General features: G+C 38.4%; 15 protein-coding genes and 1 tRNA gene. 9 read left to right on the top strand and 7 right to left on the bottom strand.

What is annotated here, in order from left to right:
- Window positions 1–11 precede the first annotated feature (11 nt).
- Entirely contained in the window at window positions 12–1,979 is a 1,968-nt protein-coding gene (locus tag E6H07_09755; protein ID TMI66165.1) for a gliding motility-associated C-terminal domain-containing protein, read from the bottom strand.
- Window positions 1,980–2,259: 280 nt separating this feature from the next.
- On the opposite strand from E6H07_09755, the gene E6H07_09750 reads away from it, so the two are divergent.
- The 5 genes from E6H07_09750 (at window position 2,260) to clpX (ending at window position 6,781) form a co-directional block, all read left to right on the top strand.
- Window positions 2,260–2,341, top strand: a tRNA-Leu gene (locus E6H07_09750).
- A 118-nt stretch (window positions 2,342–2,459) separates the two neighbouring features.
- Window positions 2,460–3,836, top strand: coding sequence for a trigger factor (gene tig, locus E6H07_09745; protein TMI66164.1), 1,377 nt, complete (start codon window positions 2,460–2,462; stop codon window positions 3,834–3,836).
- 187 nt (window positions 3,837–4,023) lie between these two features.
- Window positions 4,024–4,713 (top strand): ATP-dependent Clp protease proteolytic subunit, encoded by a 690-nt coding sequence (locus E6H07_09740; GenBank protein TMI66163.1) that lies wholly within the window; start codon window positions 4,024–4,026, stop codon window positions 4,711–4,713.
- A 93-nt stretch (window positions 4,714–4,806) separates the two neighbouring features.
- Entirely contained in the window at window positions 4,807–5,436 is a 630-nt protein-coding gene (locus tag E6H07_09735) for an ATP-dependent Clp protease proteolytic subunit (GenBank protein TMI66162.1), read from the top strand.
- Window positions 5,437–5,548: 112 nt separating this feature from the next.
- The gene (gene clpX / locus E6H07_09730; protein TMI66161.1) at window positions 5,549–6,781 is read left to right on the top strand and encodes an ATP-dependent Clp protease ATP-binding subunit ClpX; all 1,233 of its coding nucleotides are present in this window, start codon (window positions 5,549–5,551) and stop codon (window positions 6,779–6,781) included.
- Between the two features lie 498 nt (window positions 6,782–7,279).
- On the opposite strand, the gene E6H07_09725 is transcribed toward clpX, so the two are convergent.
- Window positions 7,280–7,732 carry a hypothetical protein gene (locus E6H07_09725; protein ID TMI66160.1) on the bottom strand — a complete coding sequence of 151 codons (453 nt, stop codon included), beginning with the start codon at window positions 7,730–7,732 and terminating at the stop codon, window positions 7,280–7,282.
- Between the two features lie 39 nt (window positions 7,733–7,771).
- Window positions 7,772–8,158: an RNA-binding S4 domain-containing protein gene (locus tag E6H07_09720; protein TMI66159.1), complete on the bottom strand. Its 387-nt coding sequence runs from the start codon at window positions 8,156–8,158 to the stop codon at window positions 7,772–7,774.
- Between the two features lie 64 nt (window positions 8,159–8,222).
- Here E6H07_09720 and E6H07_09715 point away from each other — a divergent pair, with 64 nt between their 5' ends.
- Window positions 8,223–10,460: a S9 family peptidase gene (locus E6H07_09715; protein ID TMI66158.1), complete on the top strand. Its 2,238-nt coding sequence runs from the start codon at window positions 8,223–8,225 to the stop codon at window positions 10,458–10,460.
- A 9-nt stretch (window positions 10,461–10,469) separates the two neighbouring features.
- Here E6H07_09715 and E6H07_09710 read toward each other — a convergent pair whose 3' ends face one another.
- From E6H07_09710 to dinB, 3 genes are all read right to left on the bottom strand, one after another.
- The gene (locus E6H07_09710) at window positions 10,470–11,621 is read right to left on the bottom strand and encodes a hypothetical protein (GenBank protein TMI66157.1); all 1,152 of its coding nucleotides are present in this window, start codon (window positions 11,619–11,621) and stop codon (window positions 10,470–10,472) included.
- Window positions 11,622–11,740: 119 nt separating this feature from the next.
- Window positions 11,741–13,108, bottom strand: coding sequence for a dipeptidase (locus tag E6H07_09705; protein ID TMI66156.1), 1,368 nt, complete (start codon window positions 13,106–13,108; stop codon window positions 11,741–11,743).
- Between the two features lie 127 nt (window positions 13,109–13,235).
- Complete coding sequence (gene dinB, locus E6H07_09700) at window positions 13,236–14,441, bottom strand: DNA polymerase IV (protein TMI66155.1); 1,206 nt, start codon at window positions 14,439–14,441, stop codon at window positions 13,236–13,238.
- 24 nt (window positions 14,442–14,465) lie between these two features.
- On the opposite strand from dinB, the gene E6H07_09695 reads away from it, so the two are divergent.
- Window positions 14,466–14,939 carry a hypothetical protein gene (locus E6H07_09695; protein ID TMI66154.1) on the top strand — a complete coding sequence of 158 codons (474 nt, stop codon included), beginning with the start codon at window positions 14,466–14,468 and terminating at the stop codon, window positions 14,937–14,939.
- Between the two features lie 2 nt (window positions 14,940–14,941).
- Here the strand turns inward: E6H07_09695 and rimM are convergent, their stop codons facing one another.
- Window positions 14,942–15,454 carry a 16S rRNA processing protein RimM gene (rimM, locus tag E6H07_09690; protein ID TMI66153.1) on the bottom strand — a complete coding sequence of 171 codons (513 nt, stop codon included), beginning with the start codon at window positions 15,452–15,454 and terminating at the stop codon, window positions 14,942–14,944.
- Between the two features lie 126 nt (window positions 15,455–15,580).
- Here rimM and trmD point away from each other — a divergent pair, with 126 nt between their 5' ends.
- Window positions 15,581–16,252, top strand: coding sequence for a tRNA (guanosine(37)-N1)-methyltransferase TrmD (gene trmD, locus E6H07_09685; protein TMI66152.1), 672 nt, complete (start codon window positions 15,581–15,583; stop codon window positions 16,250–16,252).
- A gap of 530 nt (window positions 16,253–16,782) precedes the next feature.
- On the top strand, window positions 16,783–17,223 hold the full coding sequence (locus E6H07_09680) for a dUTP diphosphatase (GenBank protein TMI66151.1): 441 nt from the start codon (window positions 16,783–16,785) through the stop codon (window positions 17,221–17,223).
- The last annotated feature ends 17 nt before the right edge of the window (window positions 17,224–17,240 follow it).

Here is a 17,240-nt window from a genome sequence, read left to right as displayed (position 1 = left end):
TTTTTTGCAGGTTAACGGAGAATTGTCACATTGCCCTTTTCAAAAACTGTTTTGCCATTTACCAGTTTATAACTGATAACATAATAATAGGTGCCATCGGCTAAAGGCTTACCATCCCATGTTCCGTTCCAATTATTCTTATAATCTTTCGATTCAAACACTTTAGCTCCATAGCGATTAAAGACCTGTGCTACTGCACTGATCAAACAGTTACCATTTGTGATCAGCCACAAATCATTTATACCATCTCCATTGGGTGTAAAGGCAATCATTGGTTTTACACAATACGGAACAACGGTAATGCGCATATCATCACTAGCCGTACATCCTTGTGGGGAAGTAACCGTTAATGTATACGTTGTCGACACAGTAGGAGCTGCGTTCGTAATAAGTGTATTTGCAGAACTCAATCCTGTTGTTGGTGACCAATTGTAAGTGCCTGTTGTTGCAGTACCCGAAATAGTATATACATCACCTGCAATAATTGATGCATCCGGGCCTGCATTGGCAGATGCACCGGGTACAACTGTTACGACAAGATTATCCGTTGCAGTACAATTACCCAATGTTGCAGTCACTGTATAGGTAATAGAATTTTGCGGAGACAGAACAGGATTAGCAATAGCAGGATTACTTACACCAGTCTGCGACGTCCATACAAAAGATGTTCCTGCACTTACTGTATTAGGAGTGAATGATGCACCGCGACAAATTGTAGTATCATTATTTGTTCTTACAGTAAGCGTATTTAAGAGTCCAACTGTTACAGGCTGATTCACGATACAGTTTGCCGCATCTTTTACGTAAATAGTATAGTTACCGGATGCAACGTTTGTAAAGCTTCCTGAAGGTTGATAAGTAGTACCATTGGTGCTGTATTGTAATGGCGCAATGCCCCCGGAAGCAGTTACTGTTATAGTTCCGCCTGCAGAACAGGTAGCATCAGTTTTATTAAATGCGAAAGCTGGTGTAACTTTTTTTACAAACACAGTGTCTTCAAAAAAAACATCCTGTGCCGGGTCGTTACAGGTACTATAAGTAACACGAACTACATAAGCAGTACTGTCTGCTGTCGGGCAAACATTATTAAAATTAAGATTCAACATTCCCGAACTGCCAGAAGTAGTGTCGCCTGTAGCAACAACACTTCCATTTACACGAAGCTGTGCACTTTTAAATCTTGAAACACCACCGCTGGGTGTAAAACGAAAACAGGAGTCCATTGCATTGGCACCCCAAACTGTAGCATTCTTACCGGATGCTGCAACGGCACGGGTCATTGTTTCATCCTGCACGCCGAGAATAGTTCGTCCACCATTCCAGTCGGTACAAAAAGGTTTGTCTTTAATATATACTTCGATAATTCCGGTACTTTCATACAACACCATCTGGTGAGTGGCTCTTGGTAGTGAACATGATCCACTGAAATAAGGAATATCATTATAGCTTGCAACAAATCTTCTTTTTGGCGCAACACCTTCTACACGATATTCAATTTTTTTGTTGGTTGATGCCAGGCCCGGATGAATATCATGATAAGGTCCGAATATCATTTTAGGGGCATAATCTGTACTGGGGATTGCACCAGTCGCGGAAATAACATAGCCACTTCCTGTACCTGCCCTCACCGTATCAAATGTTATTGCGGAATTAGATCCCATTATTAATGTTGGGTAAGTGATGTTGTAAAAACAGAATGGGAAACTGATCGGGATCTTCGGACTCCAGGTGTCATCAATATAAACAGATGTAACTACCGTACCGCCGGGTGTTGTGTACGCAAAAGGTGAATAAGCCGGGTTAGTAATTACATAATCTGATGATTGTTTAATGTGCGGAACTGAAACAGAAAAGTTGGTACAACTTGTTCCGCAGGAAAGATTGATGTTTCGGTTTGGAATTGTAAAGGTGGTAGCGGGATTTTGGGACTGTATTGAAATGGAAAATAATACAGCACCGATAAGTAAAAGTTTTCTCATCGACGGTTAGTTTTAGTTGCCAAAGGCAGTGTTGGTAAAAGCAGTCTAAGTTCTATGGTTAATAGCCTGAATCAGTCTGTCGCAGGAAATTGGGGATTTTAATCAGGCAAGCGGGTTAGGGTTCCAAACGTACAATTTTATCAGGAAAATTGGAAATCGGTTTTCATTCTTTTCGGAAAGAGAAAATGCCCTACATTTGCAGCCCCAAAACAAAAATTCAGGAAATCAAATAACAAAGCTGAAAGAAGCTAAATTGGAGTTTGATCATTGAGTCTAGTAACCGGATGTGGTGAAATTGGTAGACACGTCAGACTTAGGATCTGATGCCGTAAGGTATGGGGGTTCGAGTCCCTCCATCCGGACTTTTTAAGGTTTAAGGTTGAATGGTTTAATGTTTAAGGTTTCCCATTCAACCTTCTCTTTTTTAAAATTGTAAACTGTTTACAACATTAAACCTTAAACATTAAACTTGAGACGCATATGGCAACAATAACAAGAGAGAGTATAGGCTTGCTGAATGACAAGCTGACTTTGAAATTGGAGAAAAAAGATTACCTCCCTGCTTTTGAAAAAGCTCTAAAAGAATACAGCAAGAAAGCAAACATCCCCGGTTTCAGAAAAGGAATGGTACCTGCAGGATTGATCAAAAAAATGTATGGTGCATCTGTTTATACAGATGAAGTATTGCGTACCGTTGACAAGGAGTTGATTAATTTCCTTGAAACAGAGAAGCTGGACATTTTTGCACAACCACTGCCGATGGAATCAGATTTTCGTCAGTTGGATATGAATAACCCCATCGATTACAGTTTCGATTTCGAAGTTGGTTTGAAACCTGAATTCAACCTTGCTGATCTGAAAAAAATTAAAGCAACACGATACAAAGTTTCTATCACCGAAGAAATGATAGATAATGAAGTGACTCGCTTGCAGAACCGTTACGGGAATATGAAGGATTGCGAAACAGCAACTACAGAAGAAAATGTGCTGAATGTGAATTTTGTTGAAACAGATGCAGCCGGAAATGAAATTGAAGGCGGCGCTAAAAAAGATAATTCGCTTTTGCTGAAATATTTTTCAGAAAGCTTCCGCAAAAATTTATTAGATAAAAAAGCAGGTGATACAGTAACCCTGCAATTGAAATCAGCATTTGATGAAAAAGAAAGGGAATGGGTAATGGATGATCTAGGTTTGGATAAAACAAATGCTGCTGACGCTGAAAAATATTTCAAACTTACTATTACCAAAGTTGGATTGCTTGAGAAAAGAGAGATGAATGAAGAATTCTTTAATCAACTTCACCCCGGTGCTGAAATAAAAACAGAAGCTGAATTCAGAAATAAGATCAAAGAAGAAATCCAGGCTTACTGGGATGGCCAGGCAAGAAATCAATTGCAGCATCAAACCTATCATGAGTTACTCGATCATACGACGATTGAGTTTCCTCAATCTTTCCTGAAAAAATGGGTAAAAACACAAGGCGAAAAACCAAAAACTGAAGAAGAAGTGGAAACAGAATTTCCTACTTTCCTCAACCAGTTGAAATGGACTTTGATCACTGATAAAATTGTATCGGAAAATGGAATCCAGGTTCAGCCGGACGAAATAAAAGGTTTTGCCAAACAACAACTGATGGGATATATGGGCGGCACTATCAATGATGAAGAGCAGCCCTGGATAAAAGATTATGTTGAAAAAATGATGAAGGATCGCAAATTTGTTGAAGATTCTTATAACAGGATACAAACTCAGAAAGTATTTGAATGGGCCGAAGGACAGGTAAACGCTACTGAGAAACCTATCGCTATGGATGAGTTTAGCAAAATGGTGGAAGAACATCAACATCAACACCATTAATAGAAAAGTATAAAAAGTATATAATGTAAAAGGTTGGCAGTCGCTAACCTTTTTACTTTTTATACCCTATATACCTAGAAATGTCAATTCGTCTTAATTCTGGTAATTCATGACACCAATTTTGCAGTTTTACCATTTGGACGGATATTTGATGAATCCTTACAAACCCCGGATTAAAAAATTAACTATGAGCTTTAATTCTGAATTTGAAAAATATGCCGTGAAGCATCGCGGTATTTCCAGTAATACATTGAACAGTTATGCAAGCCATTTGGTAACTGGTCTTACACCTAACATTATTGAAGAACGCCCCATGAATGTGGCAGTGATGGACGTTTACAGCCGTTTGATGATGGACCGCATCATCTTTCTAGGCTATCCCATCAATGATGAGGTGGCGAATATTGTAACCGCACAGTTATTGTTCCTTGACTCTACAGACAGGACCCGTGACATCAATATGTACATCAACAGCCCCGGTGGCAGTGTGTACAGCGGGCTTGGTGTGTATGACACTATTCAATATGTAACACCTGATGTGGCAACGATCTGTATCGGTGTAGCTGCATCTATGGCATGTGTACTGTTGGGTGCAGGCACAAAAGGAAAAAGGGCGGCGCTAAAACATTCACGCATCATGATGCACCAGCCGAGCGGCGCTATCGGCGGACAGGCAAGTGATATTGAAATAACAGTAACAGAGATCAAAAAACTAAAGAAAGAGTTGTACGATGTGATCAGTCAGCACAGCGGACAGTCAGTTGAAAAAATTGAAGCCGACTTTGATCGTGACCACTGGATGACAGCGATTGAAGCAAAAGAGTATGGATTGGTAGATGAAGTGCTGGCAACAAATCCGAAAAAGGAGAAGAAATGATTTGATGAGTAGCGATCAGAACGTACAAGAGTCCCGCTTAGCGGGAACAAAGTTTAATAGTAGTAATAAAGTTGATTTCAAAAAAAATAAACCATGAACACAAAACATTTTTTATTTAACGATTGGAGAAGTGATGATGATGAAAAAGAAAGTACCGACAAACGGGATGAGCTGAATATGCTTAATAAAAAGCTGGAAAGATATTTTTTTGAAAAACGTTCTGTTTATCTCTGGGGCGTGGTGGATGATAAGAGTGCAAGAGAAGTTGTTTCAAAATTTCTGTTGCTAGAAGCAGATAAACCCGGTGAAGAAATAAAATTTTATATCAATAGCCCAGGCGGTGTGGTAACAAGCGGTATGGTAATGTATGATACTATGAATATGATGAAGAGCCCGGTAAGTACGATCTGTATGGGTCTTGCAGCTTCTATGGGAAGTATTTTGCTGAGTGGTGGTGTAAAAGGCAAACGTTTTATTTATCCTAATGGACAGGTAATGATTCACCAACCATCATTGGGTGGTTATATACAGGGTGTGAGCAAGGATCTTGAAATTCAGGCAGAGCAAACACGCAGAGTAAAAGAAATCGGCGCTAAAATACTCGCTGAAAACTGCGGTAAAACGGTTGAACAAATTATGAAAGACTTTGACCGCGACTACTGGATGGATGCTAAGGAAGCAATAAAATATGGTATCGTTGACAAGCTCATTGACAAGCTCTAAAACCCTATTTCTAAGCTTTTTATACCGTCTGCTAAATTTCCCTGAACCTTTCGGGAGCTATTGTCTACTTTTACAGTTACAAACTCGTTTTTAAATCGTTATACAACTATAAATGGCTAAGCAACAACTACATTGTTCATTTTGCGGCCGCAACCGTGATGAGGTGAAAATTCTCATTGCAGGACAGGAAGGACATATCTGTGAAAACTGCGTTGAACATGCCCGTGAAATTATAGAACAGGAGCTGGTGATATCCAATGATAAGCCTTCCTCTTCATTCAAACTCACCGTTAAGAAACCTATTGAAATAAAAAAATTCCTGGATGAATATGTAATTGGCCAGGATGAAGCAAAGAAAGTTCTTTCTGTTGCTGTTTATAATCATTTTAAAAGATTACAACAAAAGCTCGGCGAGAATGATGTTGAAATTGAAAAGAGCAATATTGTAATGGTAGGTGAAACCGGTACCGGTAAAACCTTGCTTGCAAAAACAATTGCAAGATTACTGAACGTTCCATTTGCAATAGTTGATGCGACTGTATTCACTGAAGCTGGTTATGTAGGTGAAGATGTTGAAAGCATATTAACAAGACTGCTTCAGGTATGCAACTATGATGTAGGCGCTGCCGAACGTGGTATTGTTTATATTGATGAAATAGATAAGATAGCCCGTAAAGGAGATAATCCTTCTATAACTCGTGATGTAAGTGGCGAAGGTGTGCAGCAGGGTTTATTAAAATTACTGGAAGGAACGGATGTACTCGTACCACCACAGGGCGGAAGAAAACATCCGGAACAAAAGCTGATAAAATTGAACACGCAAAATATTCTATTTATCTGCGGAGGCGCATTTGATGGAATTGATAAAGTGATTGCCCGCAGAGTAAAAACTAATATGATCGGCTTTAACGTAGACAAAGAGCAGCAGGAAAGTATGAGGAAAAACCTGTTGGGCTATGTGAATGCAACCGACTTGAAATCTTTTGGTTTGATTCCGGAGTTATTGGGCCGTTTGCCTGTTGTTACCCATCTTGAACCGCTGGATGCAACAACACTACGTTCAATATTGACAGAACCGAAGAATGCATTGATACGCCAGTATAAAAAATTATTTGAACTGGAAGGCATCAAACTTAATATCGAAGATCCTGTGCTTGATTTTATGGTACAAAAAGCAATGGAGTATAAATTAGGTGCAAGAGGTTTGAGAAGTATTTGCGAAAATATTCTTACCGATGCCATGTTTGAACTGCCATCGCTGAATGAAAAAGAATTCAATCTTGACCTGGAATATGCTACTCGTAAGTTTGATAAGAGTAAACTGAGTCTGTTGAAAGTAGCGTAAAAAAAAGTCAATAAGCAAAATATTTAAAACCGGTTAGTGCCGGTTTTTTTTATTTCCCTAACTTCAAATATTAAACAAACAATATGCAGGATCTAATAGATAAACTGAAAGCCGAAGCTGGTATTACTGATGAACAGGCAGTAAAAGTGGTCGCAACACTTAAAGCTTATATCATAGAAAAATATCCCATGCTGGAGGGAATGGTAGGTACTTTTTTTGGTGGAGACTCTAATGATTAATTAACGAATAGCCCTGCACTTTCGGCTCTTGCCGGGATTATTGGCTGCCTGGTAAGGTGTCATTGCACTCCGGCATGATGACTCAATGATCATGATTGCAATCAGCAGGATTAGTAGCAAACGTGTTTTCATAAGGTTGACTTTTGTACTGTAAAATTAAATGCAGTCTATCAATAAAGCCATAGGTATTCACCAATGAAATATGCCTGTTTTTTTTCTACTTTCCGCAAATATGACTTAGAAGATATACTCATTGAAACTACGACCGGACAAGGATAACCCGCTTATTTGTTGATTTATCGATCTGCAGAATGAAAGTCTCCTTCCGGTAAGCATTTACTGGGCGGCCGCATTGATTGGCAGGATTCCAATGCGGTGATTTTTTATACACTTCGATGCAGGATTGCTGGAAAGCTGAATTTGTTTTACTGAGAATTTTTATTTCATTGATGATCCCATTTTTATCTACGATAAACTGAGCTTTTGCAGTATCAGTAAAAGTTGTTACAGAATCCGGTAAACTGTTTTCAATTCTGATGAAGTTGAAATTCTTTTTTACAAACTCATTCCATTTAACAATACCACCTTTAAAGCCTGCTTCAATTTCTATCTTTTCAAAAACCTTATTCTCATCATCCTTTGAAGACTGGGCAACCTGTGCGCATAAGATAACGGGTAAACTCACAAGTAACACCAGCAGCAATTTTTTCATAAAAATTGTTTTGATTCAAAACTTAAAGATCCAGCTAAACTATAATTCCATAAAATCATCCATATCCCTTCTTTGTTTTTTTGTAGGTCTGCCAACTTTACTCTGCCTTTTGCCCGTATGAAAACTGGCAGCCTGGAACTGCAGCCTTTCTATTTCTTCTGCCGGGGTAATGTCTATATAATACTTAATCGCTTCGCTGTATGCAACACGTTTAAACAGTAACTCAGTCACCTTTACCCGCCAACGTTTGGCCTCTGTTTTTACTTCGTACTCCTCTCCTATATGTACCTGCTTTGCAGCTTTTGCCTGCACATCGTTATGCTTTACTTTTCCCTTATCGCAGGCGGTAGTTGCTTCAGTCCTTGTTTTAAAAAGTCGGATGGACCAGAGGTATTTATCGAGCCTGAGTTTCTCTTTTTCTGCCATTGATATAATTAAATAACCGGGATTAAGAATTTTCAATACTTTCCTGTTTCAAAATAACTAAATAATGAAGACAGCCTTTGTAAAAATTATTGTAATTGTAATTATTTATTGTTTGCCGCTGATCGTTCTGGCACAAGGTGGTGTAAACTGGAGCACTGATGGTAACTCTTATTTCAGGAATGAAGGTGGCGATATAACAAAGTATACATTGCCACAAAACACAAAGACCGTGTTTGTGAGCAAAGACAAACTGAAACCGGTCGGCGCTGAAAAGCCATTGGCACTAAGAGGCTTTAAATTCTCTAATGATTACAATAAAGTCCTGATCTATACTAATACAAAAAAAGTGTGGCGGCTTGATACAAGAGGTGATTACTGGTTGTATGAAATCAGTTCAAATAAATTAAAACAATTAGGTAAAGGCAGACCTGCCTCTTCGCTCATGTTTGCAAAATTTTCTCCTGATGGAAAAAAAGTGGCTTATGTAAGTGAGTATAATTTATATGTTGAGGACCTGGCAACCGGTATAGTGAAGCCTTTAACCAAAAATGGCAACCGTAAACTCATCAATGGCACATTCGATTGGGCTTATGAAGAAGAATTTTTCTGTCGTGATGGTTTTCGCTGGAGTCCGGATAGCAAACAGATCGCTTTTTGGCAGATAGATGCACAAGGAACTAAAGATTATTTAATGATCAATAATACCGACTCCATTTATCCCGTTGCTGTACCGGTAGAGTACCCCATTGCTGGCGAACCGCCATCGAAATATAAAATAGGTTCGGTTGATATAGCCACTGGCAAAACAGCATGGATGAAAATACCTGATGATGAAAAATGGAGAACCTATGTTCCCAGAATGGAATGGGCCGCTAACAGCAATGAACTCATCATTCAGCACCTGAACAGAAAGCAGAATGAAAGCAACCTGATGCTCTGTGATGTGAAAACAGGCAATACAAAAACGATTTATAATGAGAAAGATGAAGCATGGATCGATATACTTCCGCTGTGGGATACGGATTATGGTAATGGTGGCTGGGATTGGCTGAATAATGGTCAGGAATTTCTCTGGGCAAGTGAAAAAGATGGTTGGCGTCATTTATACCGCATCAGCAGGGATGGAAAAAAAGAAACATTGGTCACCAACGGTAAGTATGATGTGATGGACATCAGCACCATTGATCAGAAAGAAGGCTATGTGTATTTTCATGCATCACCTGAGAATGCAACCCAGAAATATTTATGCCGCACCAAACTCGATGGCAGTGGCCAACTCGAAATGGTTTCACCGGCTAATCAAAAAGGAACACATAACTATCGTGTTTCTCTTAATGCAAAATTTGCCCAGCATAATTTTTCAAACTACTACACCAGCCCCGTTAGTGAATGGATAACGCTACCCGATCATAAAGGCATTAATGGTGAAAACAAAGTGAATGATGCTGTTGCTAAAGCCGATAAATCAAAATCGAATATAGAATTCTTCAAAGTAAAAACAGAAGAAGGCGTAGAGATGGATGCATGGATGGTAAAGCCTGCCAATTTTGATGCAACAAAAAAATACCCGGTTATTTTTTATGTGTACACTGAACCATGGGGACAAAATGTAACTGATGCCTATGGTTCCACCAATAATTTTTTATACAAAGGTGATATGAGCAAGGATGGTTATATCTATATTTCAATAGATAACCGCGGCACTCCTGTCCCTAAAGGAAGGGAATGGAGAAAATGTGTGTATCGTAAAATTGGTTTGGTAAATATTAGAGACCAGGCAATGGCAGCTAAAGAAATTATGAAATGGCCTTATGTGGATACAAGTCGTATTGGAGTTTGGGGCTGGAGCGGCGGCGGTTCTGCTACATTGAATTTAATGTTCCAGTATCCTGAAATTTATAAAACAGGTATTGCTGTTGCTCCAGTAGCTAACCAACTCACTTATGATAATATTTACCAGGAAAGATATATGGGATTGCCGCAGGAGAACAAGCAGGATTTTGTAAACGGCTCACCAATGACCTATGCAAAAAACCTGAAAGGAAATTTATTATATGTGCATGGTACAGGTGATGATAATGTGCATTACAATAATGCCGATATGTTGTTCAATGAATTAATTAAATATGGTAAACAGTTCCAGATGATGAGTTACCCTAACAGGACACATGGAATTTTTGAAGGTGAGGGAACATCTGAGCATTTATCAAACCTGTATACAAAATTTATGAGGGAACATTTACCACCAGGCCCTGTATCTGGTGATTCAAAAGCTTTGGGAGTTCCGGCAAAGCCGTTTTAAAATAGTTTGTTACTCAGAAGTAGCAATAAAAGTAATCAGCTGGGTATGAAAAGATTTCACATTCTTACCCTCATGTACTGCGGGTACCCATTTGCCTGACCGGGATATTACTCTCCTTGCCTCATCCTGAACAGGTTTGAAACCTTCATTTTTATTTGCGACCTCCACATTGCACACAGTACCATCTTCGCATACAATAAACCTGACTTGTACTGTTTGTTTATAATTTTTGATGGATGCAGGTAATGAGTTTGTTAATATATCTGCCTTTAAGTTTTGCTCCAAAAATTTTCTCCATGCAAGATATCCTCCCGGAAATGCAGCTTCTATTTCGACATTAGTCATTGCACCAATTGTATCCCTTGTATTGCCATATGTTGGGTTATAAGAAGGAAATAATTTTCTGTTATTAAGTATGATATCAACGTTCCCTGATTCGCTTACAGCAAACGTTTCGGTATTATTAATTTTTTTAAAACTCATGAAAGTTGCAGCAACTTTTGGTTTATCATAATCTCTGTAAAACTCTTCTCCGGAAGAAGATTCTCCCCGTTTAAACTTTCCTTCATTATATACTTCTTTGTGTTTTATTTGGGTATTATTTTCATTAACTAAACCGGTATACTCCCATGCTCCTTCTCTTTCTCCATTAATAATTTCCCCTTTAAGTAAATAGTTCACATCACCATACAAATCGGTAACCGGTATTAAAAATTTCCCAGTTCCATCCTTGACCAAATAATTTCCTTCTTCATCAATATATTCTACAATCGTAAATGCAATAGCATCTCCGGAATAATATACCCTAGCTTTTCTTTTTCCCTCAGGGTAGTAAAACTGCCAGTTACCATAAAACCTGTCCTTTACAAACCTTCCTTGTGCTTCAAGATTTCCGTCAGGATAATAAAAACTAAATAGTCCATCCCTAAATCCATCCTTAGAATAAAAGCCTTCCATCTGGATACGGTTGCTTATATAATAATCTCGTACGCTATCTGTAAAGTGCCATTCCTTTCCAACTGCAACAGAGCCTATTCTGTAAAATGATGCAATCCCTTTTCCACATATCTGCCATTGGGAGTTGTAATAAATAGTATCCTGTTGTGAAAAAGCTAGTTCATTTATAACTATAAAGAAAATAAAAAATGAAACAGACTTCATAGCAATTGTTTTATCTTTTTCAAAAGCATTTAAAATAAACGCCCATTTAAAGATATTCAAAAAAATAAAAAAAACCTCACCGGTTAAAGTGAGGTTGACAAAAAAATAGTACACCTTTTTTACATCCCTGCAAAATGCTTGTGAAAATGTGGAATTGTTTCTATCCCCTTATAATAGTTTTCAAGATTGAACTTTTCATTGGGACTATGCAGGTTGTCACTATCCAACCCGAAACCCATGAACACAATTTTAATTCCCAGTTCTTTTTCAAATAATGCACAGATAGGAATACTACCTCCACCTCGAACCGGGATCGGATCTTTGCCAAAAGTATCTTTCATTGCGGCTGATGCAGCTTTATATGCTTTGCTGTCAAGCGGGGTCATGTACGGTTCACCACCATGATGTGGCTTTGCATTAACTATAACATTCGCAGGGGCTATTTTCTTTAAATGATTGATCAGTACTTCCGTCATCTTTTCACTATTCTGGTTGGGAACAAGCCGTGCAGAAATTTTTGCAAATGCTTTGGATGGCAAAACAGTTTTAGACCCTTCTCCAATATAACCGCCCCAGATACCATTTAACTCGATGGTTGGGCGAATACCTGTTCTTTCATTTGTTGTAAATCCCTTTTCTCCCCACAATTCTTTTACACCCAGGTCTTCTTTGTATTCTTTTTCATCAAACGGAGCGGCCGCCATTTTCTTTCTTTCTTCCGGTGTAGCGTTTACCACATCATCATAAAATCCGGGAATGGTAATATGATTATTTTCATCATGCAGCGATGCGATCATCTTTGCAAGAATAGTAATAGGGTTTGCTACAGCGCCTCCGTATACGCCACTGTGCAAATCACGATTAGGCCCTGTTACTTCCACTTCAATATAGCTGAGACCACGAACACCAATATCAATAGAAGGATTTTCCATGCTTAGCATCGCTGTGTCGCTAATCAGTATCACATCGGCTTTTAATAACTCTTTATGGCTTTTTACAAAATCTCCAAGATTGGATGAACCTACTTCTTCTTCACCTTCAATACAGAATTTAATATTTGTAGGTAGCGTGTTTGTCTTTACCATTATCTCCAGCGCCTTTACATGCATATAGAACTGGCCCTTGTCATCGGCAGAACCGCGGGCAAAGATCTTTCCGTCTTTTATCACCGGATCAAAAGGTCCGCTATGCCAAAGTTCCAATGGCTCAACAGGCTGTACATCGTAGTGACCATATACCAGTACTGTAGGTTTTGAAGGGTCAATTATTTTTTCTCCATACACGATCGGGTGACCGGGTGTAGTAAAAATTTCTGCTTTATCAGCGCCAGCTTCCAGCATCCGCTGTTTAACCATCTCCCCACATTTTACCATATCAGCTTTATGCTCACTTCTTGCACTGATGGATGGGATACGAAGCATTTCCAGTAATTCATTAAGGAAACGATCTTTATTTTTTTCCTGGTAGTCTTTCCAAACTTGTGACATGAGTAATTAATTTGTTGATTGGATATCCCGATAGCTATCGGGAGGGATTAAGGAAGGCGAAGATAGGGTTTCAGAACAGAATTTGAATTTACAATTCGCTCAATGCTTCGAGGCATTTTCACATTTTTTAGTTTGTCGATTTCCCTTTTTTACGTTTTTCTATAAAAGGGTTAGGGGTTTCATCAGATTCTGTATTGACCGCTTTCTTTACAATCTTACTTCCAAATCTGTCTTTAATATCATCCACTGCTTTGTAGAGTTGAAGTTTCTCAATTTTATTATCAAACAAACTCATCTGCATTGTAAAAGATATCAACTGGCTAAAACGAACCCCTATTAATCTTACCGGTCTTCCTTTCTGGTATGATTTATTGAAAATATCTTTTGCTTTTGCGATCAGTTCATCATCCAATGCGGTGTAATCGATGACTTCCTGTTTGCTGAAGGTCTCAAAATCATTGTAGCGGATCTTAACCGTAACACACCCGGTAAGTTTTTCATCTTCACGTAAACCATAACAGGTTTTTTCTGTAAGTCTCACAAGTTCTTTATGTAAAAAATCGACATCGGTATAATCTTTATCAAAAGTATTTTCATGACTCATACTTTTCTGTTCCCAATCCGTAACAATTTCTGCACTACCAATGCCCTGGGATTTATTCCAAAGACTCAAACCCCATTTTCCCAAATGTTTTTCTAAATATTCTGGAGTTGATTTGGCGAGATCTTCAATTTTATAAAAGCCGAGGTTCTTGAGTTTTATTTCAGTCTCCTTCCCTACCCCATTTATTTTCTCCACTGCCATCGGCCAGAGAAAATCTTTTTCTTTTCCATGTGGTATTTCTAAAAAGCCGTTGGGTTTAGCCTCATTGGTTGCCATCTTGCTGATGAACCGGGCTGATGATAATCCACAGGAGATGGGCAAACCCGTTCTGTCAATAATTTCCTTTCGGAGTTCCTGTGCATATTTGCTGGAACCAAAAAATTTATCCATCCCGCTAAGGTCAATATAGAATTCATCAATACTTGCTTTTTCAAACAGAGGTGCTTTTTCAGCAATAATATCTGTTACCCATCTTGAATATTTACTGTACTGGTCCCTACTGGCACTGGTGATGATTGCCTGCGGGCATAACTGCATTGCCTTTTTCATCGGCATAGCGGAATGGATACCGAATTTCCTTGCTTCGTAGCTACAGGCTGCCACTACTCCCCTTTCATAGCCACCAACCAGTACTGGTTTGCCTTTCAGTGAGGGGTCATTAAGAATCTCTACTGAAACAAAAAATGAATCAAGATCGAAATGGGCGATATAAGGAATTTTGTTTTCCAAGATTTAGTCTCCAAATTTACAGTTATGGAATGGGAATGGCTAAAAACGGCAATGGGTCCTTTAAAGGATATTCTTGTTTTCCTGAACAAGGAAGGCAAAACTAATGATGTGCTTAAAAAGCAGATTATCCGGGAACTTAGGAATAACCTGAATATTTTCAGTAATGCTTTTCGCAATGAGGTATCAGCAGATGTGATCATTGATTTGCTTTCCAACGATTCTTACAAAGAAGCTATTAAAAGCAATTTTAGTTTTAAAAAACTAAAAGCAGGAAATATCGAACCTTATCACATATTCGATGAACGTAACCGCCGCTACCAGGGATGGAATGCAGAAAAGCTCGCCGATAAAATTGATGAGAAAATAGAAGAGTTGAAAAACATCAAAAAGATGAATGGAGGCAGTGTTGAAAAAGCAAAAAATGATGTATCTAAAATGCTCAGCAATCTTTTTTACAGGATGAAACTACTGGCGGATTTTATTAAAGGACCGAAATAGTATCAAAGATAAATATCCAGCAAGCCTTCAGGCAATTCAACGATCACTTCCTTTTTTCTATGATCAATTTTTTTAAGAAAGCTTTCATTAAGAGGTATCAATACTTCTTTTTCATTTAATTCCATGCGGCAGAGTAATTGATGAGGTTGTTCGATCACTTCCAGTATTTCACTTAATCTTTCCTTGTTATTAATAATTGTATAGCCCAGCAGGTTAGCTGGAGCTGATTTTGCGGATAGCCGCTTGAAATCATCCTCGATAAGCCATACTTCTTTAGGGGTAAGTTTTGAAGCGGTCTCTCTTGTCTCTAATCCTTCAAGTTTAATATATATCTCGTTCTCCGATTTTATTTTAGTGCTCTCCACGAACCATGGAAGAAACGAATCTTTCCTGTCCTCAATAAAAACAGCCTTCACATCTTTTAATGAAGATTTTTTTCCCAGTTCATGTTTCAGAACGAGTTCTCCTTTGAGACCATGAACAGCTACTAATTTTCCTGCTTTAAAATACTGCATAATGATTGATGCGAATGTACGGCATTGCTGAATAGAATTGATTCAGTACAAGAGTGCGACGCAAGGGACGATGAATAAAGCCATCAATGCCGGTAACATAAAATCCCTTCCTCTATCTTTGCTACTATGCGGATAGATATTATCAGTGTTTTACCCGAATTGCTTGACAGCCCTCTACAACACAGCATCATGAAAAGGGCGCAGGAAAAAGGGTTTCTTGAGGTGCATGTGCATGCTCTAAGAAAATGGGCGGTGAATGAATATGGCCAGGTAGACGACTATCAATATGGTGGTGGCGCCGGTATGGTAATGATGTGTGAACCGCTGACAAAAGCAATCGAGGAATTATCAGCTGAAAGAAAATATGATGATATTATTTACCTGACACCCGATGGAATTACATTAAATCAAAAAATCGCCAACCAATTTTCATTAAAAGAAAACCTGCTGATGATCTGCGGGCACTACAAAGGCATTGATGAAAGAATAAGAGAACATTTTGTTACGAAAGAAATTTCCATCGGTGATTATGTATTAAGCGGCGGTGAACTGGCTGCTGCAGTTTTAGTAGACTCAATCGGAAGATTGATCCCCGGCGTACTGAATGATGAAACATCTGCACTCACCGATTCATTCCAGGATAATTTATTAGCTCCGCCTGTTTATACAAGACCTGAATATTTCCGCGGTTGGAAAGTGCCGGATGTGCTCATGAGCGGCAATCATAAGTTAATTGAAGAATGGCGACATGAACAATCGCTAAAAAGAACAGGCGATAAGAGACCTGATCTCTTGTAATATCAGTGTTATTGGTGTTCTGTTGGAAATGAGCCGCTCTTTTCAAAAAATCAATAAGAACAATACATAATACAACAGGAGCATGAGCATGTTATATGCAATTGTCTTTTTCATAGGATAAGAATTTAATACCTTATGTAATCAAATCTACTGCCAAAGCAGGATTCTGCATATAGGATTTACTCCTGCGATTTCTTTTTATTGACTGATAAAAATACTGTCAAGAAGTACAAAAAGTCACAAAAAATGGCCCTTTATATGTAGAAGTTAATGGCTCTTTAAAAAAGCTGTTTTTTACTATTTTATGAATTTCTGAATTATAGAATAATTCAAAAGGATTTCGTTTGTTCCTCGATTGATGTACTCAATTTTTACCTCCATCATTTGTTTACATCTTCTTATATCAATTAACAACAAAGGATTCATTCTTTAAGGAGTTATTATATACAATGGCTTTGGAAAATAACAGGCAGAAATACGGGTTTGTTTTTATCATTTTCAACTGAATTCTCTCACTTATCTTTGCCCGCATGGGTTTATTACAGGTAAAAATCATCAATCAATCCGGTAACCCGTTGCCACATTATGCAACTATAGGATCATCCGGCATGGATATCCGGGCTCACTTACCTGCACCATTGATGGTGAAACCGATGGAAAGAGTATTGGTTCCAACTGGTTTGTTTATTGAATTACCTGAGGCCCATGAAGCGCAAATAAGGCCTCGTAGTGGTTTGGCAATTAAACAAGGTATTACTTGTTTGAACACTCCCGGCACCATTGATGCAGATTACCGCGGAGAAATTAAGATTATCTTAATCAACCTTTCTGTTGAAGAACAAATCATTCAACCAGGAGACCGCATAGCACAAATGATAATTCAGAAAGTGGAAAAGATAGAATGGAAAGAATCAGGTGAATTGCAGGAAACAATAAGAGGGGAAGGCGGATTTGGTTCAACCGGTAAATAAAATCATAAACAATACTT

The organism is Bacteroidota bacterium, from assembly GCA_005882315.1.
Taxonomy (GTDB): domain Bacteria; phylum Bacteroidota; class Bacteroidia; order Chitinophagales; family Chitinophagaceae; genus VBAR01.
Note: the sequence above shows the minus strand (reverse complement) of the source record. Positions and strands in the feature narration are given on the sequence as shown.